At 61.3% G+C, this 22,156-nt stretch carries 17 protein-coding genes and 1 pseudogene; 2 read left to right on the forward strand and 16 right to left on the reverse strand.

Translation table 11 applies throughout. The features are described 5' to 3' along the window. Positions 1 to 91: 91 nt before the first annotated feature. Both FG99_RS06550 and FG99_RS06555 read right to left on the reverse strand, forming a co-directional pair. Complete coding sequence (locus FG99_RS06550; RefSeq protein ID WP_156060051.1) at positions 92 to 559, reverse strand: metallophosphoesterase family protein; 468 nt, start codon at positions 557 to 559, stop codon at positions 92 to 94. A gap of 49 nt (positions 560 to 608) precedes the next feature. Next, positions 609 to 1,997 (reverse strand): nucleobase:cation symporter-2 family protein, encoded by a 1,389-nt coding sequence (locus FG99_RS06555; RefSeq protein ID WP_009613911.1) that lies wholly within the window; start codon positions 1,995 to 1,997, stop codon positions 609 to 611. 322 nt (positions 1,998 to 2,319) lie between these two features. Between FG99_RS06555 and FG99_RS31090 the strand changes: the two genes are divergently transcribed. After that, on the forward strand, positions 2,320 to 2,796 hold the full coding sequence (locus FG99_RS31090; RefSeq protein ID WP_081884576.1) for a pilin: 477 nt from the start codon (positions 2,320 to 2,322) through the stop codon (positions 2,794 to 2,796). 108 nt (positions 2,797 to 2,904) lie between these two features. Here FG99_RS31090 and ilvD read toward each other — a convergent pair whose 3' ends face one another. Together ilvD and FG99_RS06565 are read right to left on the reverse strand one after the other, a co-directional pair. Next, positions 2,905 to 4,743, reverse strand: a complete 1,839-nt coding sequence (ilvD, locus tag FG99_RS06560) for a dihydroxy-acid dehydratase (RefSeq protein WP_043268291.1) — start codon at positions 4,741 to 4,743, stop codon at positions 2,905 to 2,907. 302 nt (positions 4,744 to 5,045) lie between these two features. Beyond that, positions 5,046 to 6,242 (reverse strand): class I SAM-dependent rRNA methyltransferase, encoded by a 1,197-nt coding sequence (locus FG99_RS06565; RefSeq protein ID WP_009613909.1) that lies wholly within the window; start codon positions 6,240 to 6,242, stop codon positions 5,046 to 5,048. 243 nt (positions 6,243 to 6,485) lie between these two features. Here FG99_RS06565 and FG99_RS06570 point away from each other — a divergent pair, with 243 nt between their 5' ends. Then, positions 6,486 to 7,310: an HDOD domain-containing protein gene (locus FG99_RS06570; RefSeq protein WP_141766213.1), complete on the forward strand. Its 825-nt coding sequence runs from the start codon at positions 6,486 to 6,488 to the stop codon at positions 7,308 to 7,310. A 226-nt stretch (positions 7,311 to 7,536) separates the two neighbouring features. Here the strand turns inward: FG99_RS06570 and FG99_RS06575 are convergent, their stop codons facing one another. The 12 genes and pseudogenes from FG99_RS06575 to FG99_RS06615 all read right to left on the reverse strand — a co-directional run bounded on the left by FG99_RS06575 (position 7,537) and on the right by FG99_RS06615 (position 22,118). After that, a complete protein-coding gene (locus FG99_RS06575) occupies positions 7,537 to 9,441 on the reverse strand; it encodes a beta-ketoacyl synthase (protein ID WP_043268295.1) in 1,905 nt (634 codons plus the stop codon). Positions 9,442 to 9,725: 284 nt separating this feature from the next. Further along, a complete protein-coding gene (arcC, locus tag FG99_RS06580; protein ID WP_043268297.1) occupies positions 9,726 to 10,658 on the reverse strand; it encodes a carbamate kinase in 933 nt (310 codons plus the stop codon). Positions 10,659 to 10,727: 69 nt separating this feature from the next. Further along, positions 10,728 to 11,738 carry an ornithine carbamoyltransferase gene (locus FG99_RS06585; RefSeq protein ID WP_009613905.1) on the reverse strand — a complete coding sequence of 337 codons (1,011 nt, stop codon included), beginning with the start codon at positions 11,736 to 11,738 and terminating at the stop codon, positions 10,728 to 10,730. 108 nt (positions 11,739 to 11,846) lie between these two features. Continuing rightward, positions 11,847 to 13,103, reverse strand: coding sequence for an arginine deiminase (arcA, locus tag FG99_RS06590; RefSeq protein ID WP_009613904.1), 1,257 nt, complete (start codon positions 13,101 to 13,103; stop codon positions 11,847 to 11,849). A 17-nt stretch (positions 13,104 to 13,120) separates the two neighbouring features. Further along, a complete protein-coding gene (arcD, locus tag FG99_RS06595) occupies positions 13,121 to 14,569 on the reverse strand; it encodes an arginine-ornithine antiporter (RefSeq protein WP_081884577.1) in 1,449 nt (482 codons plus the stop codon). Between the two features lie 590 nt (positions 14,570 to 15,159). After that, positions 15,160 to 16,551 carry a sigma-54-dependent transcriptional regulator gene (locus FG99_RS06600; RefSeq protein ID WP_043268301.1) on the reverse strand — a complete coding sequence of 464 codons (1,392 nt, stop codon included), beginning with the start codon at positions 16,549 to 16,551 and terminating at the stop codon, positions 15,160 to 15,162. Further along, positions 16,548 to 16,694: pseudogene (locus FG99_RS31940) on the reverse strand (hypothetical protein); the annotation flags it as partial. The gene FG99_RS06600 and the pseudogene FG99_RS31940, both read right to left, overlap by 4 nt. A 134-nt stretch (positions 16,695 to 16,828) precedes the next feature. After that, positions 16,829 to 18,589, reverse strand: a complete 1,761-nt coding sequence (locus tag FG99_RS31095) for a DUF2142 domain-containing protein (protein WP_081884578.1) — start codon at positions 18,587 to 18,589, stop codon at positions 16,829 to 16,831. Positions 18,590 to 18,592: 3 nt separating this feature from the next. Beyond that, positions 18,593 to 18,943, reverse strand: coding sequence for an EamA family transporter (locus FG99_RS33175; RefSeq protein ID WP_043268303.1), 351 nt, complete (start codon positions 18,941 to 18,943; stop codon positions 18,593 to 18,595). 5 nt (positions 18,944 to 18,948) lie between these two features. Next, a complete protein-coding gene (locus FG99_RS31100) occupies positions 18,949 to 19,920 on the reverse strand; it encodes a glycosyltransferase family 2 protein (protein ID WP_081884579.1) in 972 nt (323 codons plus the stop codon). A gap of 84 nt (positions 19,921 to 20,004) precedes the next feature. Then, positions 20,005 to 20,319, reverse strand: a complete 315-nt coding sequence (locus FG99_RS31945; RefSeq protein ID WP_141766209.1) for a hypothetical protein — start codon at positions 20,317 to 20,319, stop codon at positions 20,005 to 20,007. After that, on the reverse strand, positions 20,316 to 22,118 hold the full coding sequence (locus tag FG99_RS06615) for a sensor histidine kinase (RefSeq protein WP_043268305.1): 1,803 nt from the start codon (positions 22,116 to 22,118) through the stop codon (positions 20,316 to 20,318). The genes FG99_RS31945 and FG99_RS06615 overlap by 4 nt, the downstream gene beginning before the upstream one ends. Between the last annotated feature and the right edge of the window lie 38 nt (positions 22,119 to 22,156).

A 22,156-nucleotide genomic window follows, 5' to 3' on the forward strand; every position in this document is an offset into this window, starting at 1 on the left:
CGCATACCCGGCCAGCGCCAAGCCCAACAGCGAGCGGGCCAGCGGCCAAAGCCAGGCGGCGGATAACCGCGAACGGTTATTCGCCCTACGTTCAGCCGAGCTCGATCATTTCCACCGACGCCTGGCCGTCCGCGATGCTCAGGATCGCCAGCGAGATCGGCAGCTTGAAGCGCCGCGGCCCGGCGCTGCCGGGGTTGAGGTAGAGCACCCCGTCGCGCACTTCCTCTAGCGGCTTGTGCGAATGCCCGGCCAGCACCACGTCGAAGCCTTCGGCCCGTGGATCGATGGCCAATTGCTTGAGGTCGTGGATCAGGTACAGGCGCAGCCCGCCCAGTTCCAGGCCCAGGGTTTCGGGAATGGTCTCGGCCCAGGCTTCGGTGTCGTTGTTGCCGCGCACCACGTCCAGCGGCGCCAGTTGGCGCAGCGCATCGAGGATCGTCGGCTTGCCGATGTCGCCCAGGTGCAGCAGGCGCTGGCAGCCGCGCAGGGTTTCCAGGGCCTCGGGACGCAGCAGGTTGTGGGTGTCGGCGATCACGCCGACGCGCAGGGAAGTGCTCATGCATCCAGCATAAACGACGACGCCACCGGCAGGTGGCGTCGTGGCTGGTTCAGTGCTGGGCCCTGGCCGCCGGCGTTTCCGGCAGGAACCAGTTCAGCAGCAGGGCGCAGATACCGCCGGTGGCGACGCCGGACTCCAGCACGTTGCGCAGCGCCGCCGGCATGTGCGCGAGGAACTCCGGCACCTGCGACACGCCCAGGCCCAGGGCCAGGCTGACCGCGATGATCAGCAGGGCGCGGCGGTCGAGGTGGGTGCCGGCGAGGATGTTGATGCCCGAGGCGGCCACCGCGCCGAACATCACCATGGCCGCGCCGCCGAGCACCGGCTCGGGCACTGCCTGGATCACCCCGGCGACGCTGGGGAACAGGCCCAGCACCACCAGCATCGCGGCGATCCACAGGCCGATGTGGCGGCTGGCCACGCCGGTCAGCTGGATCACCCCGTTGTTCTGTGCGAACACCGAGCTGGGGAAGGTGTTGAAGATGCCCGCCAGCAGCGAGTTGGCGCCGTTCACCAGCACCCCGCCCTTGATCCGCTGCATCCACAGCGGGCCTTCCACCGGCTGCTTCGACACCTGGCTGGTGGCGGTGACGTCGCCGATGGCCTCCAGCGAGGTGACCAGGTAGATCACCAGCATCGGGATGAACAACGCCCAGGAGAAGCTCAGGCCGAAGTGCAGCGGCGTCGGCACCTGGAACAGCGCGGCCTGGTGCATGCCGCTGAAGTCCAGGCGGCCCAGGTAGCCGGCTAGCGCGTAGCCCACGGCCAGGGCGATGACGATGGCGCCGCTGCGCATCCACACCACCGGGATGCGGTTGAGCACCACGATGATCGCCAGCACGGTGCCGGACAGCAGCAGGTTCTCGCCGTTGGCGAAGGTGCCGTTGCCCATGGCGCTGAAGCCGCCGCCCATGCTGATCAGGCCGACCTTGATCAGGGTGAGGCCGATCATCAGCACCACGATGCCGGTCACCAGCGGGGTGATCAGCCGCTTCACGAACGGCAGGATGCGCGACACGCCCATCTCCACGAAGGAGCCGGCCATGACCACGCCGAAGATGGCCGCCATCACCTGCTCCACCGGCGTGCCCTGCTTGACCATCAGCGCCCCGCCGGCGATCAGCGGGCCGACGAAGTTGAAGCTGGTGCCCTGGACGATCAGCAGCCCGGCGCCGAACGGCCCGAAGCGCTTGCACTGGACGAAGGTGGCGATGCCGGAGATGACCAGCGACATGGACACGATCAGGTTGGTGTCGCGGGCGGAAACGCCCAGCGCCTGGCAGATCAGCAGGCCGGGGGTGACGATCGGCACGATGATCGCCAGCAGGTGCTGCAGCGCGGCGAGCAGCGCGACGGGCAGGGCGGGACGGTCTTCCAGGCCGTAGACCAGGTCGCGCTGGGCCTTGTCGGCGGTGACGGGGTTCTCGAGGGAGCTCATGGCGGCAGTCCGGGAAAAAGAGCGGGATTTTACGGGGTGGGGGCGGGATCGGACAGTGCCATAGGGCAGGGATTTTTCTTTGGGAGGTGACACTAACTGTCAGGAAGTGTCGGTGGTAACGGCATTATCTGCCATTATTTGTCATCTTTTGTTGGGCGGTTTTGAGTGCTGTCAAGCGTGTTTGGATGTTGGGGAAAATTCAGTCACGCCTGAGGGAGTGGGACTACATATTTGTCTTGTTCATGGAAGATCTAATTCATTTGTCCGCTGGTTTTGGTCAGAACTTTGCGGGTAAAGAATTAATAACTCATGGAGAAGGAATATGAGACGATATCGCACCCTGCAAAAGGGTTTTACCCTGATCGAACTGATGATTGCTGTTGCAATTATCGGTATCTTGTCAGCAATTGCCCTTCCGGCTTATCAGGACTACACCGCAACTGCTAAAGCTGCTGCCGGTCTTGCGGAAATGGCTACGCATAAGGCGCCTTTTGAGTTAGATATCATAGCAGATCGTATTCCCACTATAGCCAGCGTCGGTCTTCCCGGCAATGAAACGCCTAACTGCTCGGCTATTGATGTGGGCGAGGCTGGAATAAAATGTACTCTTCGTGATGCCAAGAGACTTGGAACTAATGCATATATAGATTTGAAATATGTTAAGACTACGTATGCGGCTGATGGAACTATTTCAGCTGCGGGTGGATTTAAGTGTGAAACAAACTCGGATATGCCTTCGGCTTTTGTTCCCAAGGGTTGCGCTGCCGCCGAGCAGGCTGGCGGTGGTGGTAATCCCTAACTAATGGGATTTCAATAGGTAACGTAGAAGTAAAGTTTGGTTGGATATCTTATCTTCCGCCAATTAAAAAGCCCGGGAGCACCCCGGGCTTTTTAATTGTTCGGAGTATCAGCCGTCCAACAATGCCTTGTTCCGCACCGCCCCCTTGTCAGCACTGGTAGCCAGCAACGCATAAGCCTTCAGCGCAGTACTGACGCGGCGGGCACGCGGCTGCGCCGGCTTCCAGCCTTTCTTGTCCTGTTCGATGCGGCGGGCGGCGAGTTCTTCGTCGCTGACCAGCAGGTTGATGCTGCGGTTGGGGATGTCGATCAGCACCTTGTCGCCATCCTTGACCAGGCCGATGGCACCGCCCGCGGCGGCTTCCGGCGAGGCGTGGCCGATGGACAGGCCCGAGGTGCCGCCGGAGAAGCGGCCATCGGTGAGCAGGGCGCATTGCTTGCCCAGGCCCTTGGACTTCAGGTAGCTGGTGGGGTAGAGCATTTCCTGCATGCCCGGGCCGCCTTTCGGGCCTTCGTAGCGGATGATCACGATGTCGCCCGGCTTCACTTCGTCGGCGAGGATGCCCTTCACCGCGGCGTCCTGGCTTTCGAAGATCTTCGCACTGCCTTCGAACACGTGGATCGACTCGTCCACGCCGGCGGTCTTCACCACGCAGCCGTCGAGGGCGATATTGCCGTACAGCACGGCCAGGCCGCCTTCGGCGGAGTAGGCATGCTCGACGCTGCGGATGCAGCCTTCGGCGCGGTCGTCGTCCAGGCTCGGCCAGCGGGTGTTCTGGCTGAATGCGGTCTGCGTGGGGATGCCGGCGGGGCCTGCCTTGAAGAAGGTGTGGACGGCTTCGTCGCGGGTCTGGGTGATGTCCCACTGGGCGATGGCGTCGGCCATGCTCGGGCTGTGCACGGTCGGTACGTCGGTGTGCAGCAGGCCGCCGCGGGCCAGCTCGCCGAGGATGGAGAAGATGCCGCCGGCGCGGTGCACGTCTTCCATGTGGTACTTCTGGATGTTCGGCGCCACCTTGCACAGCTGCGGCACCTTGCGCGACAGGCGATCGATGTCGCGCAGGTCGAAGGCGATCTCCGCCTCCTGCGCTGCGGCCAGTAGGTGCAGGATGGTGTTGGTCGAGCCGCCCATGGCGATGTCCAGGGTCATGGCGTTCTCGAAGGCCTTGAAGCTGGCGACGTTGCGCGGCAGCACGGACTCGTCGCCTTCGCCGTAGTAGCGCTGGCACAGTTCCACGGCCAGGCGCCCGGCGCGCAGGAACAGCTGCTCGCGGTCGGCGTGGGTGGCCAGGGTCGAGCCGTTGCCCGGCAGCGACAGGCCCAGGGCCTCGGTCAGGCAGTTCATCGAGTTGGCGGTGAACATGCCGGAGCAGGAGCCGCAGGTGGGGCAGGCGCTGCGCTCGTATTCGGCGACCTTCTCGTCGGAGCAGGAATCGTCCGCCGCGACCACCATGGCGTCGACCAGGTCCAGGCCGTGGCTGGCCAGCTTGGTCTTGCCGGCTTCCATCGGGCCGCCGGAGACGAACACCACCGGGATGTTCAGGCGCAGGGCGGCCATCAGCATGCCGGGGGTGATCTTGTCGCAGTTGGAGATGCAGACGATGGCGTCGGCGCAGTGGGCGTTGACCATGTATTCCACGGAGTCGGCGATGATCTCGCGGCTCGGCAGGGAATAGAGCATGCCGTCATGGCCCATGGCGATGCCGTCGTCGACGGCTATGGTGTTGAATTCCTTGGCCACGCCGCCGTGCTTCTCGATCTCGCGGGCGACCAGCTGGCCCAGGTCCTTCAGGTGCACGTGGCCGGGCACGAACTGGGTGAAGGAGTTGGCGATAGCGATGATCGGTTTCTTGAAGTCTTCGTCCTTCATCCCGGTGGCGCGCCAGAGGGCGCGGGCGCCGGCCATGTTGCGGCCGTGGGTGGAGGTTTTCGAGCGGTAATCGGGCATGACGAGTTCCTGCGGCTAATCAGGCATCGGTAAGAGTCTTATCGTGAGCGTCGTTCGAGGCACATGCAAACGGCAGATGGAGCTGCATGCTCGGAGGGGCTGCAAGACGGGGCGGGGTCACCGCCCGCGCGGCCGGGGCTCACGGGCCCGCCGGGGGATGTTGGCGAGGGATGTGCAGGATTCTACGCCGGCCGCCGCCGCCAGGGAAAGGCTGATGGTCGGCGGGTGGGGCAGCTGGAAGCCTGAAGCTGGAAGCTTGAAGAAAGAGCGGCGCCTGGAATACTTTTCCAGCTTTGAAGCTATCAGCTATTGGGCAACAACCGCACCGTCAGACTCTTGATATAGCGGGTCTCGGCGATGGCTGGGTGCACCGGGTGGTCCGGGCCCTGGCCGCCGCGTTCCAGCAGCTGGAGGTTGCGGTCCAGGTGGCGGGCGCTGCCGAGCAGGATGTTCTGCAGGTCGTCCTCGGGCAGGTGCATGGAGCAGGAGGCGCTGACCAGGATGCCGTCCTTGGAGAGCAGGCGCATGGCCTGTTCGTTGAGGCGGCGGTAGGCGGCCTCGCCGTTCTTCAGGTCCTTCTTGCGCTTGATGAAGGCCGGCGGGTCGGCGATGACCACGTCGAAGCGCTCGTCGGCGGCCTTCAGTTCGCGCAGGGCGTCGAACACGTCGCCTTCCACGCAGGCGACCTTCTCGGACAGGCCGTTGAGGGTGGCATTGCGCTCCACGCCGTCGAGGGCGAAGCCGGAGGCGTCCACGCACATCACGTCGCTGGCGCCGAAGGCCGCGGCCTGGATGCCCCAGCCGCCGATGTAGCTGAACAGGTCGAGCACGCGCTTGCCTTTCACGTAGGGCGCCAGGCGCGCGCGGTTCATGCGGTGGTCGTAGAACCAGCCGGTCTTCTGCCCGGCCAGCACCGGTGCCTCGAAGCGCACGCCGTTCTCTTCCAGGGCGACCCACTCGGGCACTTCGCCGTAGGCGTTCTCCACGTAGCGCTCCAGGCCTTCGGCATCGCGCGCGCTGGAGTCGTTCTTCCACAGCACGGCAGTGGGCTTGAGCACCTGCAGCAGGGCGGCGAGCACGTCGTCGCGGTGCTTCTCCATGGTCGCCGAGGCGAGCTGCACCACCAGCACGTCGCCGAAGCGGTCCACCACCAGGCCGGGGAGCAGGTCGGCGTCACCGTAGACCAGGCGGTAGAAGGGCTTGTCGAAGAGGCGCTCGCGCAGGCTCAGGGCGACGTTGAGGCGGTGAACCAGCAGCGACTTGTCGAGAACGTGCTTGGTATCGCGGGAAACCAGGCGTGCGCAGATCAGGTTGTTGGGGCTCAGCGCCACCACGCCCAGCGGCTTGCCGTTGGCCATCTCGAGGATCGCCTGGTCGCCGGCGGCGAAGGCGTTCAGCGGGGTGGCCTGGACATCCACCTCGTTGCTGTAGACCCACAGGTGGCCGGCGCGCAGGCGGCGCTCGGCGTTGGCTTTCAGACGCAAGCTGGGCAGGGTCATGGCGGTGCTCCGGGAAAAAGAGCGAGATTATAACCGCTGGCCGCCGGGGTTGCCGATGCCGCGCGGGCGTGACGAGCAGGCATAAAGTTCGCGCCGCGGCTGCCGATACGGTTCTGTCCAAATCGGCAGTTCCAGAAGTCGTCCGTCTGGGTAAACTGTGCGCCCCGTCAACTTTTCCAGACCGTCCCCATGGTCCAAGAACTCTCCGCCGAACAGATCCGCCAGACCCTGCAGGGCATCAGCGTGCCGCCGCAACCGCAGATCATGGTCGACCTGCAGATGGAACAGGTCATGCCCAGCCCCGACCTGAAGGCCATCGCCAAGCTCATCAGCCAGGACCCCGGGTTGTCCGGCGCGTTGCTCAAGCTGGTCAACTCGCCGTTCTTCGGCCTGGCCAACCGCATCACCTCGATCCAGCGCGCGGTCAACCTGCTGGGCAGCCGCTCGGTGATCAACCTGATCAACGCCCAGTCGATCAAGGGCGAGATGAGCGACGACACCATCGTCACCCTCAACCGCTTCTGGGACACAGCCCAGGACGTGGCCATGAGCTGCCTGACCCTGGCCAAGCGCATCGGCTATGAGTCGGTGGACGAGGCCTACGCCCTGGGGCTGTTCCACAATTGCGGCATCCCGCTGATGCTCAAGCGCTTCCCGCACTACATGGCGGTGCTGGAGGAGGCCTATGCCAGCGCCAGCGACGAGCGCCGCGTGGTGGACACCGAGAACCGCGTGCTGAACACCAACCACGCCGTGGTCGGCTACTTCACCGCGCGTTCCTGGCGCCTGCCGGAGCACGTCTGCGAGGCCATCGCCAACCACCACAACGCGCTCACGGTGTTCAGCGAGGAAAGCAGCCGCAACACCCAGCTGAAGAACCTCCTGGCGATCCTCAAGATGGCCGAGCACATCTGCGGCTCGCACCGCATCCTCGGCAACCAGCCGGAGGACCACGAGTGGGAGAGCATCCGCGCCCTGGTGCTGGATTACGTGGGGCTGACCGAATACGACTTCGAGAACCTGAAGTCGAGCATCCTTGAGCTGGGCGTGGGGCAGGGGAGCTATTAGGGATCGCGGATGGAGTCCGTTCCTATCATCGTGCTTCCCCGCAACGTAGGGCGTATAACCGTTCGCGGTTATCCGCCGCTACACCTTCGTTGCCGCCCGCGCCTTGGCCGAGCCCTGGCGCATATCCAGCCAGCACCAAGCCCAACAGCGAGCAGGACGGGGGCCATGGCCAGGCGGCGGATAACGCCGTAGGCGTTATGCGCCCTACGGCTTGGAACGCGGCGCTTTAGTCGAGCATGTCGCTGAAGCGCTCGTCCTTCTTGTACACCAGCGGCTGGGCGAAGCCCGGCACGCTCATTTCCTCGGCGCCGATGCGGATGTCGCGGTCGTCGATCATATCGTTGCCGAAGTTGTAGATGATGTCGAACTGGCCCTTGAGCGCCTGTTCCTCGTAGCGCTGGGCGGCGGCGCGGGTTTGCTCGCGGCGCGCCTGGTAGGCGTCGAAGGCGGCGGCGCCGTGGCGCTTGCGCAGCATCTTCTCGGCCAGGCGCGGGGAGAGCAGCACGCCGGTGGCGTTGTTGCCGCCGAAGCCCTTGGAGTTGATGAAACAGACGTCCAGGTCGTCGCGGCGGCGGTCCTTGTTGGACAGGGCGATACGGTCCTTGTGCACGTCGGCGGCGAAGGTCTCGACGGTTTTGATGCCCGGCAGCAGGCCGTACTTGAAGGTGCCCAGGGCGGAGACCAGCTGGTCGGCGCTGGCGGTGGCCAGGGAGTGGCCGACGAAGGCCTTGACCGCGGCCACCGGCCAGTCGGCGATGCCGAAGGCCTTGGCCACGCGGTCGAGGATTTCCGATTCGGTGACGCGGTTGGCCGGGGTGCTGGAGCCGTGGGCGTGGACGAAGCTGTGGCGTCGCACGCCTTCCTCGCCGACGATCTGCATGGCGGCGGCCACGGCCTTGGCCATGGTCAGGTAGTTGCCCGGGCCGGGGGCGGAGATGGATTTCTTGAAGCCGTCGGCGTTGATGAAGACGTCGGTCACCGCGCCATGGATGTCGGCGCCCAGCTCCAGGGCCAGGGCGTCGTCCATCAGCACCACGTACTGGCTGGATTCGGCCAGGGTGAAGCCGCAGTTCTCGCCGAACGGGCGGCTGGCGCGGCGGAAGTCCACGTCCGGGCGGCCCTCGATGTTGCGCAGGCCTTCCTCGGTGGCCAGGGCGCTCATGGCCGCGTAGCCCTCGACGATTTCCGAGGTGATCGGCGCTTCGCTGTTGCCCACCACGACCACCCGCGCCTGGCCGGAGGTGATGGCCTCGATGCCTTTCTGCAGGTTGTAGAGGAAGGTGGCGCAGGCGCCGGTGACGCTGCCGGTGAGGCCGACGCTGCCCAGCACGTAGGCGTTGATGAAGTCGGTGGGCATGCTGTTGAAGCCCAGCGGCAGCTGCTTGGCGCTGACGCGGTGGCCCTTGAGGCGCGACTGCAGCAGGCCGCCGAAGCCGTTGTCGTCGAGCTGGCTCATGATGCTGCTGGAGAACACGGCGATTTCGTCGGGTTGCACGCGGTCGACGATGCGCTGCCAGTCGATGCCCACCGAGCGGATCGCGTCGGTGGCGCCCACCACGGCCATCTGCAGGCCGCGCGGGTGGAAGCGCGAGGCGTACAGCTCGCCCGGCTCGAAGCCGGTGGGCAGCTGGCCGGCGGACTTCACCGGCATCTCGCGGTAGCTGTCGACCTTGACCTCGACGCTGTCGTGCAGGGTCACGCGCACCTGGTTGTCGGCCAGTTCTTCCACCGACCAGTTGGCCGGCAGCGGCTCGGGCAGCTGCTTGCGCGCGGTGGTGAAGCTCAGCGGCTGGGCGCCGTCGGCTTCCAGGGTGAGGTTCTTGTGCCAGTGCGCGGCATCGACGTCGAAGTACTGCTTCTCGATGCGGCGGATCAGGGTGGAGCCGAGGATCTGCGTGGCATGCCGCCGCTCGATGGCGGCCAGGTCCAGGCGCGCGCCGTCGGCGGCGTCCAGGTAGTGGCCGTCCTCGAACTTCACCAGCTTCATCATCACGGCCAGGCCGGCGAGGGTCTGCTGGCGGGCCTGCTCGTCCAGGGACTCCAGGACGGTGCGACGGAACGCATGGTGGAAGGAACTGCGACCCGCGGCGTTATACCCACCAAAACCAACGATGACCGGTAGTCGAGACATCTCTCGCAAACTCCTTCATATAGGCCCGTCCTGTGCAGGACCGGATGGCGCGACCAGGGTGCACGCGAGGCGCAGAGAGGCGACATCACGGATCAGGGGCACAAGCCCGGCGGCAGCTCTGTGATTGGAATGCTTATGCTGACGAGGATGATGACTGCCGAGTCACGCTTTTGGCCAGGGATTGACGGCGAAAGGCGACGAACTTGCCAGGAAGGAGGGGGTGGAACGGATGCGCGAAGGCGCCGGGAGCCAGCGTGGCTCCCGGGCGGGGTTGCAGAACGGACTCAGCGGTACTCGATGCCGGGTTTTTTGGTGCTGACGCGGGTGCCGGACTTGCCCTGGGTGATGGCCACGATGTTTTCCAGCGAGCCGATCACCGCGTCCTTGCCGGTGGCGCGGGCGAATTCGGCGGCGGCCTGGACTTTCGGGCCCATGGAGCCGGCGGCGAAGCCGAGGCGTTCCAGTTCGTCCGGGTGGGCCTGGGCGATGGCCTTCTGCGTCGGCTTGCCCCAGTCGATGTAGGCCGCGTCCACGTCGGTGGCGATGATCAGGATGTCGGCATCCAGTTCCTGGGCCAGCAGCGAGGAGCACAGGTCCTTGTCGATCACCGCCTCGACGCCGGAGAGTTTCTTGCCGGAGTCGTCGTACATGGTCGGGATGCCGCCGCCGCCGGCGCAGATGACGATGGTGCCTTTCTCCAGCAGCCATTTCACCGGGCGGATCTCGAAGATGCGCTTGGGCCGCGGGCTGGCCACCACGCGGCGGAACTTGTCGCCGTCCGGGGCGATGCTCCAGCCCTTTTCCTTGGCCAGGGCTTCGGCTTCTTCCTTGGTGTAGACCGGGCCGATCGGCTTGGTCGGATGCTGGAAGGCCGGGTCCTTGGCGTCCACCTCGACCTGGGTGAGGATGGTGGCGAAGGGCACTTCGAAGGGCAGCAGGTTGCCCATTTCCTGTTCGATCATGTAGCCGATCATGCCCTCGGTCTCGGCACCGAGGACGTCCAGCGGGTACGGCGTGACCTTGTCGTAGGCGGCGCCCTGCAGGGCCAGCAGGCCCACTTGCGGGCCGTTGCCGTGGGCGATCACCAGCTCGTTGCCAGGCGCCACTTTGGCGATCTGTTCGGCGGCGATCCTTACGTTTTCACGCTGGTTGGCCGCAGTCATGGGTTCGCCACGACGCAGCAGGGCGTTGCCGCCCAATGCGACGACGATACGCATAGTCATTTCCTCCTGAAGCTGAAGACGCCCCCGGGCCGGCAGGCCGGGCCCGGGGCGCGCATCCGTCGATCACATGTCGGCGAGGGTCGAAACGAGGATCGCCTTGATGGTGTGCATGCGGTTCTCCGCTTGCTCGAAGGCGATGTTGTACGGGGATTCGAAGACGTCTTCGGTGACTTCGATGCCGTTCTTCAGGTTCGGGTACTGGGCGGCGATCTGCTGGCCGACCTTGGTTTCGCTGTTGTGGAAGGCCGGCAGGCAGTGCATGAACTTCACGCGCGGGTTGCCGGCGGCTTTCATGATGTCCAGGTTGACCTGGTAGGGCAGCAGTTCCTTGATGCGCTCGCCCCAGGCTTCCACCGGCTCGCCCATGGAAACCCATACGTCGGTGTGGATGAAGTCCACGCCCTTGACGGCTTCCTTCGGGTCTTCGGTGAGGGTGATGCGGGCGCCGCTTTCCTCGGCGAATTTCTTGCAGGCGGCGACGTGTTCGTCGCTCGGCCACAGCGCTTTCGGCGCGGCGATGCGCACGTCCATGCCGAGCTTGGCGCCGATCAGCAGCAGGGAGTTGCCCATGTTGTTGCGGGCGTCGCCCAGGTAGGCGTAGGCGATGTCGTGCAGCGGCTTGTCGCTGTGCTCGCGCATGGTCAGCACGTCGGCCAGCATCTGCGTCGGGTGGTACTCGTCGGTCAGGCCGTTGAACACCGGTACGCCGGCGTACTGCGCCAGTTCCTCGACGATCTCCTGCTTGAAGCCACGGTACTCGATGGCGTCGTACATGCGGCCGAGCACGCGGGCGGTGTCCTTCATGCTCTCCTTGTGGCCGATCTGCGAGGAGTTGGGGTCGATGTAGGTGACGTTGGCGCCCTGGTCATAGGCGGCGACCTCGAAGGCGCAACGGGTGCGGGTGGAGGTCTTCTCGAAGATCAGGGCGATGTTGTTGCCCTTGAGGTGTTGCTGCTCGGTGCCGGTGTACTTGGCGCGCTTGAGGTCGCGGGACAGGTCGAGCAGATAGCGCAACTCGCGGGTGCTGTGGTGCATCAGGCTGAGCAGGTTGCGGTTGTGCATGTTGAAAGCCATGTTCTTTCTCCTTGTGGGATGGGATCGGCCTCGTCAGTACAGCTTGTGGCTGGCGGGGCGGGCGGCCCTGGCCGGGGCCGCCGCATTGAGTAGGGTGGGCTGTGGCGATCAGTAGTCGATCGGGTCGCGGATGATCGGGCAGGTCATGCAGTGGCCGCCGCCACGGCCGCGGCCGAGCTCGCCGGCGCTGATGGTGATGACTTCCACGCCGGCCTTGCGCAGCAGCGTGTTGGTGTAGGTGTTGCGGTCGTAGCCGATGACCACGCCGGGCTCGACGCAGACCACGTTGTTACCGTCGTCCCACTGCTCGCGCTCGGCGGCGAAGCTGTTGCCGCCGGTCTCGACGATGCGCAGTTTCTTCAGGCCCAGGGCCTCGGCGACCACGCTGATGAAGTCCTTCTCCTCGCGCTGCACGTTGATGCCGTAGGGGCTCTTCTCGTCCGGGCGCAGGGTGAAGGCGACGATTTCCTTGACCACTTCCGGGAAGACGGTGACCAGGTCGCGGTCGCAGAAGCTGAACACGGTGTCCAGGTGCATGGCCGCGCGGGACTTCGGCAGGCCGGCGACTATGACTTTCTCGACCGCGCCCTTGGCGAACAGCGACTGGGCGACCTGGCCGATGGCCTGGCGGGAAGTCCGCTCGCCCATGCCGATCAGCACCACGCCATTGCCGATGGGCATGACGTCGCCGCCTTCGAGGGTGGAGGAGCCGTGGTCCTTGTCCGGGTCGCCGTACCAGATTTCGAATTCGGCGTTGGTGAATTCCGGGTGGAACTTGTAGATGGCGGTGGTCAGCAGGGTTTCCTGGCGACGCGCCGGCCAGTACATCGGGTTCAGCGTCACGCCGCCGTAGATCCAGCAGGTGGTGTCGCGGGTGAACTGGGTGTTGGGCAGCGGCGGCAGCAGGAAGCTGGAGTGGCCCAGGTAGTCGCGGAACATCTTCAGCGGCTTGGAACCTTCGCTTTCCGGGATGTCGTCGGCGGTCACGCCACCGATGAGGAATTCGGCCAGTCGTCGCGGCTCGAGGCCTTCCAGCCAGGCGCGCAGTTCGTGGGTCAGGCCCAGGCCGACGCTGTCGGCGGTGATCTTGCGATCGAGGATCCATTTCAGCGCTTCGGGGTTCTGGACGGTCTCGGTCAGCAGGTTGTGCATTTCCAGGACGTCGACGCCGCGCTCGCGCATCTTGGTGACGAAATCGAAGTGGTCGCGCTTGGCCTGGTTTACCCAGATTACGTCGTCGAACAGCAACTCGTCGCAGTTGCTAGGGGTCAGGCGTTGGTGGGCAAGACCGGGCGAGCAGACCATCACTTTGCGCAATTTGCCAGCTTCGGAGTGGACGCCAAGTTTGGTTTTTTCCGTGCTCATGAGTGTCTCCAGTGATGTCACAGAGTGAGGAAGCCGTCGTAGAGGCCATACGCCGCGATCAGCGCGCCGATCACGACACCTGCGAAGATGAGCTTCTCGACGTTGGTGAAGATCGGTTGGCCGACTTCACGTTTCGCTTTCGCGAAGAGGATGACGCCTGGTGCGTACAGCAGCGCCGACAGCAGCAGGTATTTCAGGCCGCCGGCGTAGATCAGCCAGACGGCGTAGATCACCGAGATGCCCGCGATGATCAGGTCCTTGTTGCGCTCGCCCGCATCGTTCTCGTAGGTCTCGCCGCGCACCGCCAGCAGCAGGCCGTAGGCCGCGGACCAGAAGTACGGGATGAGGATCATCGAGGTGGCCAGCAGCAGCATCTTGGTGTACGGGTCCATGCCGCTCGGGTCGCCCGAGGTGAAGAACACGATGACCAGGAAGACCTGCACGCAGATGTTGGTCAGCCACAGGGCGTTGGCCGGCACCTGGTTGGCGTTCTCCTTGCGCAGGAACTCCGGCATGGTGTGGTCCTTGGCCGCGGCGAACATGATCTCGGCGCACAGCAGCACCCAGGACAGCAGGGCACCGAGCAGGGAGATCAGCAGGCCGACGCTGATGAGTATCGCGCCCCAGTGGCCGACCACGTGCTCCAGCACCAGCGCCATCGACGGGTTCTGCAGCTTGGCCAGTTCCGGCTGGGTCATCACGCCCATGGACAGCACGTTCACCAGCACCAGCAGCAACAGCACGGTGATGAAGCCGATGACCGTGGCCTTGCCGACGTCGGCGCGTTTTTCCGCGCGGGAGGAGAAGATGCTCGCGCCCTCGATGCCGATGAACACCCACACGGTGACCAGCATCATGTTGCGCACCTGGTTCATCACGCTGCCCAACTCGGGATTGCTCTTGCCCCAGATGTCGGAGGTGAAGATGTCCAGCTTGAAGGCGAACAGGCAGATCAGGATGAACAGGAATAGCGGCACTATCTTGGCGATGGTGGTGATGGTGTTGATGAACGCCGCTTCCTTGATCCCGCGCAGCACCAGGAAGTGCAGGGCCCACAGCAGCACCGATGCCGCGATGATCGCGGGGAGGGTGTCGCCCTTGCCGAAGACCGGGAAGAAGTAACCCAGGGTGCTGAACAGCAGCATGAAGTAGCCGACGTTGCCCAGCCAGGCGCTGATCCAGTAACCCCAGGCCGAGGAGAAGCCCATGTAGTCACCGAAACCGGCCTTGGCGTAGGCATATACACCACCGTCGAGGTTGGGTTTGCGGTTGGCGAGGGTCTGGAAGACGAAGGCCAGGGTCAGCATGCCGACCGCGGTGATGGCCCAACCGATGAGAATGGCGCCGACGTCTGCACTGGCGGCCATGTTTTGCGGGAGAGAGAAGATCCCCCCGCCGACCATGGAACCGACGACGAGAGCGGTGAGTGCCCCAAGTCGTAGTTTTTGGCTGCTTTCTTGCGACATTTTCGGAATCTCCCTATAGGAGTTGGAGAGTGTAGTCATTAGGCGCCGACTGTCAGGGAACCCCCCTGACCTAAATCAATAGCCTGCTAACAAATGTTTCCAACTGCGCAGCGGTGCCGGGCCGCATGAATAGGAACGATAGGAGAGGTTTGCCGATATCGCCTGATTTAGAGGGGATTCATGTGAAATCCGGATGGCGTTTCGGTGACCGTCAGGCTTTCTATTGATTGCGTGAATGGATTCCCGCGTCGGGGCATGAGTCGGAAAAATCTGTCAGAACTTGTTGCAGTCTTCAGAGAGGCAGAAAAAAGCCCGGCATGGCCGGGCTGCTTTCTATAAGGAGGTGCCCATACAGGGTCGCTGCACAGGCGGCGCGCCCACCGTGCGGAGGGGCGCAGGGCCGGGTGGCCGAAGGGACACCGCCGGGCTTGTGGCCTGGCGGGCGCCACGACGCGGGGCCGGGGCGAGAAGGATGCGCAAGGCACCGGGGAGGCGTATCGCAAGCTCCGTGCCATACGCGAGGTGCGCTGGAGCGCCCATGTGGCCTGGGGTTTAGCGGGCAGGTAGGGTCGGCGTCGGCAAGATTCCGCTTATGCGTCGGCTTCTTCGGCGGGATTCCCGCCAGTGCCACTGAACAGCAGCCCATGTTTGCGCAGCTTGTCATGCAAGGTCTTGCGCGGGATGCCCAGGGCCTCGGCCAGGCTGCGTAGCGAGGCGTGCTGGTTGGCCATCTCGGCGGCGATCAGGGCGCGCTCGAAGGCTTCCACCTGCTCGTTCAGGGAGTTGCCGGAAATCGCCGCCGGCACCTGTGCGGCCTGTTCGTCCAGGCCAAGGTCCAGGCCCAGGGCGAAGCGCTCGGCGACGTTCTGCAGTTCGCGCACATTGCCCGGCCAGCTGTGGCCCAGCAGTTGTGCGCGTTGCGCGCTGGCGAGGCTGCGCGAAGGGATGCCATGGCGTTGTGCGGCGAGTTCGGAAAAGTGCTGGAACAGCAGCAGGATGTCCTCACCACGCTCGCGCAGCGGTGGAATACGCAGGCTGGCGACGTTCAGGCGGTAATAGAGGTCGGCGCGGAAACGTCCGTCGTCGGCGGCCAGGCGCAGGTCTTCCTTGGTCGCGGCGATGATGCGGATGTCCAGCGGGATCAACTGGTTCGAGCCCAGGCGCTCGACCACCCGCTCCTGCAGCAGGCGCAGCAGCTTGACCTGCACGTCCAGGCTCATGCTCTCGATCTCGTCGAGGAACAGGGTGCCGCCGTTGGCGAACTCGAACTTGCCGATGCGGCGCTTCTGCGCACCGGTGAAGGCGCCCTGCTCGTGGCCGAACAGCTCGCTTTCCACCACCGACTCGGCCAGGGCGCCGGCGTTGATGGCGACGAAGGGGCCGTTGCGTCGGCTGGACAGGTCGTGCAGCGCACGGGCCACCACTTCCTTGCCGGAGCCGGTCTCGCCGAGGATCAGCACGTCGGCCTGCAGGCCAGACAAGGCCGCCACCTGCTCCTGCAGGCGCTGCATGCCGGCCGACTGGCCGACCAGGCGCCCCTTCAGTTCCTTGCGCTCGGCCAGGGCCATGCGCAGGCTGCGGTTCTCCAGCACCAGGCGACGCACCTCCAGGGCACGGCGCACGCTGTCGAGCAGGGCGTCGCTGGGGAAGGGCTTCTCGAGGAAGTCATAGGCGCCGGCGCGCATGGCCTTGACCGCCAGGGGCACGTCGCCGTGCCCGGTGATCAGGATTACCGGCAGCTCCGGGTCCTGGGCATGCAACTGTTCCAGCAACTGCAGGCCGTCGACGCCAGGCATGCGGATATCGCTCACCACCACGCCCGGCCAGTCGCGCGCGAGGCTGGCGTCCAGTTCCCGGGCATCGCCCAGGCTGGTGGCGCGGAAGCCGGCGAGGTCGAGGGTCTGGCCCAGCGCCTGGCGCAGGTGGGGGTCATCGTCGATCAGCAGGACCTGGGTATCGGCGGCGAATGCGGCACTGCTCATGCGCGGGTTTCCTCCTGGGGCGTCGGCATCACGCCGGGGACTCCCGGCAACAGGTGCAATTGTACGAGAGCGCCGCCCTCGGGGTGATTGCCCAGTTCCAGGCGGCCGCCGAGGGCGCGTAGCAGGGTGTCGCAGATGGCCAGGCGATGAGGATTTGGGCATTGAGATGTTGCCATCGGCACGCCGGAAGTCTAGCCGCCCCCTAGGTGCCATTTACATACTTGCCTATGTAAAAGTCACTTTTGAATAAGCCTTGGTTTGAAGGGGGACTGGTTTGTCAACATCCTGGTGTTCTCCAGGTCCGACCGGATTGATATTTATAAATTATGCATGTCTGGGGTGCATGGCTTTGAGCACCAGAAACCTGCCAGGTGCTTAGACTTATTTCGGTGTCCGAGGTTATCTTTATATTGGTAATTGGTTGAGGAGGAAGATTGAATTTGTGGTACTCATTGTCCTTTATTGTGCTTAGGTCAATATATTCCGACTGAACTGGTTTTTCTGCATTATAGAAAGTTAATTTTGCGGTACCTGAAAGCGTATTTCTGTAGGTGGCGAACTGGACAGATACCGAAGTTGGGGGGGTGATAGAGGAGTTTGGTACATTGAGAAGACTTAAATCTATACTGCTATCAGGGGATAGTAGTGAGCTGGGCTTGCGTTGAAGTTCAGTCAGGTCGGTACGCATGAAGTAGCGCATGAGTAGCGCTTCGTTGGTTTTGTAGATGGAAAAAGTGAATAGAAATAAAAGAGCGATAGAGGCTATTACTCCCTGAGCACTTCTCCAGCGGAACCCCTTGGGAGATAGGCCATATGCAAGAATAATGGCTGATGCTATGAAGTATCTTCCTTGTACGCCTTGGATAACTTCAGTTGGATAAGGCGTCCAGCTAATTGCTAGCGCAAAGAATATAAGAAGTATGGTTGAGGTCGAGAGAGCAACTAGTATGATAGATGATTGGACATGTCTTTCGTTTCGGAGCCAGGATATGGAAAGTAGCGCGATGACTAATAATAGGGACGATAGAACTAGGTACGTCGAGTTTGTTAGTGGCGTATCTAAGTATCCGAGTATTCCAAGAAATGATCTTCCGTAAAAATAATAATTCTCTGGTGTGCTTACGGTCTTTAATAGGATCTTGCAATAACTTAGGGGGGTGTGAATATATTCTGCTGCAATTTGTGCTGTAGACAGTTCACGGGTCACTCGGTTGTCGATAGTGTGGGTGATGGTGAAGAATGTCCAAGCTAGTGTGATAAATGATGATGTTGCGAAAGAAATAAATGCAGAGAGGCTACGGTATGATATCGCTATTATCAGAAGTAAAATTAGGAGTGGAGATAGTTGAGCACGGCTTGTGCAGATGATAAGAAGTACTGTCGAGAGAAATACTATATCTTTGCATGCTGGTGGGGTTTCACGCTTATAGATACTGATAAATAGCGATATGGCAAGCACTGTTAATGCTGTAGAGACACCATCAATGGATGCCGACATGAACTGGAAAAGACTCATTGGCAGTATCAGGAGAGCGATTACAAGTGGCGGCGGAGAGAGAGTCTGTATAGCTACCGCCAATATTGCCAGAGAGGCTAATATGTTAAAAATACGTGCTAATCGATATGACTGATCGATGTGTAACCCAAGCTTCTGGCCTGTAATGAAGGCTAAAGCTTGAGGGGTATATATAGCTGGGAAGTAGAAGCCTGTTCCGGGCATTTCAGAGAATGATTCTGAGTATGTCCAGTTCAGTTTCTTGGAGGAAAGATAATCGTCTCTTGAAAGAGTCGAGTTCGGCTTGAACGGTAGACTGTCAAATGTTGTCAGGTAATCTATAAGCCCCGTATCTATATTTCCTCCAGAGCTTTTTCCGAGTGGCGTTTCTAATGTGATTTTGCCCTGTGAAGCTGTATAGGCGCGTTTGATATGTGCTCCTTCATCAGGTGATTGTAATGGGGGGATTGACAGTGAGAGCGTAATCAAGAAGATTGCCAATAGAATATACGTGATTCTATAGCTACTGTGATGTAAAAGCATGGCTCATCCGTACTGAATAGCAATTATAAGCCCAAGTATGACTAGGGAGAGGCCAATGATGAATCCCCTGCTTAATATGTCTCCATATAGGAAGTGGCTGGCAACGGGAACGAGTACAAAACTCAGTGACATGAATATATGGGCTCGGCTCAGTGGAATCTGCCTAAGTATGTTTATCCATAGTAGTGTCGTGAGGCCATATATAAAAAGTGCCAAGCCAACCAGCATAAGGGCGTTTTGAGACTGCCAAGTGCCTGCCTGCTCTATCGCCATGCTGGCCCGTTTGAATAAGAGCTGGCCGCCGGAAATGGCTAGTACACAAAGCAGTGTCAATAGTGTCTGTTGGAGTGTCATGTTTTTTACTTCTTCTTGGGCGGTGTCAATAGGCGGCTGATGGGTGTGCTAGGGACATTGGATACGTCATGGTTGATAAAGGCCGTCATAAATTGTAGCCCTGTAAGGAACGGGACCACTGCGAGCATGATTGAGCCAAGTGGTGCAGCCAGCCCTGTACGTATTGAATGGAGCCACTCGATGGAGCCATAGATGATCGAGAAGACAATGAGAAGTATACCAAATATAAGTTCGAAGCTGGCGGCCGACATGTCGCGAAGAAAGTAGTTGTAGAAAATTCGCTTTCCAAGATTTGTAACGTGCTTTCTTGCGAATTCGCCGAGAATTTTAGATATCTTGAGGTTGGAGTGCTCATCTCCATATTTGGCGTCCATCGGTATGTCTACAACAACCGCCTTTATGGTGTTAAGTCTAAATAGCATGTCTGTTTCAAAAAAATAGCGATTGCTGACTTTTTCGAGTTGAAGGTGCTTTATTAACCTCGAATCTATGGCAGTGTAACCGTTTGTCGGGTCAAATAAGTTCCAATATCCGGTAGAAAGCTTCGCTAGAAATGAAAGTGCGGCATTTCCTAGAAGACGGACTCCCGGCATGCGGCGAATATGAGTCAGGTCATAGAAACGATTTCCCTTTGTATAATCTGCCCAAGACTCCTGAATGGGCGTCGTGAATCTAGTAATAAGCGATGGGTCCATCTGTCCATCACCATCTACTTTGACAATTATGTCGGCGCCTTCGTCTGCAGCAGCAATATAGCCGGACATTACGGCGCCACCAACACCTAAATTAACCTCATGCCGGATGATTCTTACACGAGGATCATGACAATGGCGCTGGACTAAATCGCCTGAGTTGTCTGGGCATTTATCATCGATAACGTAAATTAAAGAAATTTCTTTGTCAATGCGGCTTATGACATTGAGTATATGGCTGGTTACCTTGTAGCAAGGAATTACTACTGCGATTTTTGAATTCATTCTAGATCTCTTTTTCTTCTTTTGATGGCCTTTGAAGAGAGTTTTGATGATGACTATACAGTCACACTTTTTTAGTCTGAGGCTTTATTTTTCTAGCTCTGTACGCTTAGAGATAAACATCATCGCAGGTATGATCGCTTCTGGTTTTTGAAGAAAGAAGATGCATCGGGGCTGAAGAATATAGACATTTGAGCAGATGTGGCTAGACATGATATTTACTTTCTTCCCCAGATTTTGCAATTCAACCATACAGAGCCTGGTGTGTGAGAGGCTAGCATTCAGCGCTCTGGCATCACCTGGGGTGGTGGTTTGGAAGCCGGTGAAATCAAGGGGTTGATAGGTAGGGGTGTCAATCGGCTGGGCCTGGGCACCGGTTGCGAATGCTGCGCTGCTGCTCATGCGCGGGTTTCTTCCTGAGGCGTTGGCATCACGCCGGGGATGCCCGGCAATAGGTGTAACTGCACGAGAGCACCGCCCTTGGGATGATTCTCCAGTTCCAGGCGGCCACCAAGGGCGCGCAGCAGGGTGTCGCAGATGGCCAGGCCGAGGCCGAGACCTTTGGCGCTGGTCTTGGTGGTGAAGAAGGGTTCGCGAGCGTGGGTCAGTGCCTCCTGGGAGAAGCCCGGGCCGTTGTCGCGCAGGTACAGGACTACGCTGTCCGGCTTCTGTTCGGCGGTCAGCCAGATACGCCGTGGCGGAGCTTTCTCGCTGAGGGCGTCGAGGGCGTTGGACAGCAGATTGGCAAGGATCTGCCGAAGGCGCGTCTCTCCAGCTTGGACCCAGATAGGGGCATCGGGCAGGTCGCGCTGCAGTTCCACTCCCATGGCCTGGCGGCGGCTGGCCACCAGAGCCAGGGCGTCATTGATGGCTGGTTGCAAGGCGACGTTTTCCGGCGCGCGGCGGGCTCCGCGGGCATAGGCTTTGAGATGGGCGATGATTGAGGCCATGCGCTCGGTCAATGAGCTGATCTGGTCCAAGTTGCCTCGGGCATCGTCGAGACGCTGGTGATCCAGCAGCACCCGGGCGTTGTCAGCATAGCTGCGGATTGCAGCAAGCGGCTGGTTGAGTTCGTGGCTGATGCTCGCTGACATGGTGCCTAGGGCGGTCAGTTTTCCAGCCTGAACCACTTCTTCCTGGGCGTGCATAAGTTCGCGCTGGGCCTGCTCGCGATCATGTACTTCCTGCAGCAGCCGGGCATTGGTGTCTTCCAGTTCCTGGGTGCGCTCCAGAACGCGCATTTCCAACTGGCGCTTGGCCTGGGCCTCGAGGGCAATGCGTTCGAGATAATGGCGGCGGCTAATGCCCAGTAGTGCGAACAGCAACAGCAGGGCTATCAGGGTGGCCCCACCTACCAGCAGCACGCTGCGTACCGGTTGGTCTATCTGGGCTCGAGGCGTATAGATGCTTACCGTCCAACCGGTTTCCGGGAGTTCGCGACTGAGGCTGATCCACCGTTTTTCGTCGATCTGCAGGGGCTTTGGGTTGAGCACCGGATAGGGAATGTTCTCGGCTATCTCGCGTTGCTTCGCTGGTGACAGCGAACGGCTGGCATGGAAGCGCCAGGCGCTGTTGGACGAAAGGATGACCACGCCATCGCTATCGGTGACCAGTAGTTGTTCCGGCGTGTTACCCCAAAGCTGCTCCATGTGCTCCAGATCCAGCTTGACCACCAGGACTCCCAGCAATTTGTTGCTCTCGCGAACGTCGCTGGCGAAGTAGTAGCCTCGCCGGTTGGAGGTGGTACCCAAGCCGAAGAAGCGCGCTGGCTTGCCCTGGATGGCGTCCTTGTAATAAGGGCGGAAGGAGAAGTTGCGGCCGACGAAGCTGTCCGGCTGGTCCCAGTTGGAAGCCGCCTGTGTCAAGCCATCAGGGCGCATCAGGTAAATGACGTCGGCACCGGTGCGTAGGCATATCTCCGCCAGCCGGGCATTGGCCTCGTCGCGCACCGTTGTGTCACCAATCTGCTGCAAGGTCGCTCGCAGCGCCGGCAGTTCGCTGAGGATTGGCGGTAGATCCTCGTAGCGGCGCAGTGTGCCGAGCAGGTTGGCGACGTAGAGGTCAAGGGTTTGCTGGTTCTGCCTGGCGAGTTGTTCGCTGTAATAGTGTTCGGCGAACCTAGATAGGAGCCAGAAGCAAGTAACCAGAGTCACTCCGACAGCCAGCCATGTGCGCAAATGCAAAAGAGGTCTAATCTTCATTGACGGTTTTTCCCAAGGGGGCAGCGCCCGAGGGCTGG

This window comes from Pseudomonas sp. AAC (genome assembly GCF_000725445.1).
Lineage (GTDB): Bacteria > Pseudomonadota > Gammaproteobacteria > Pseudomonadales > Pseudomonadaceae > Pseudomonas > Pseudomonas citronellolis.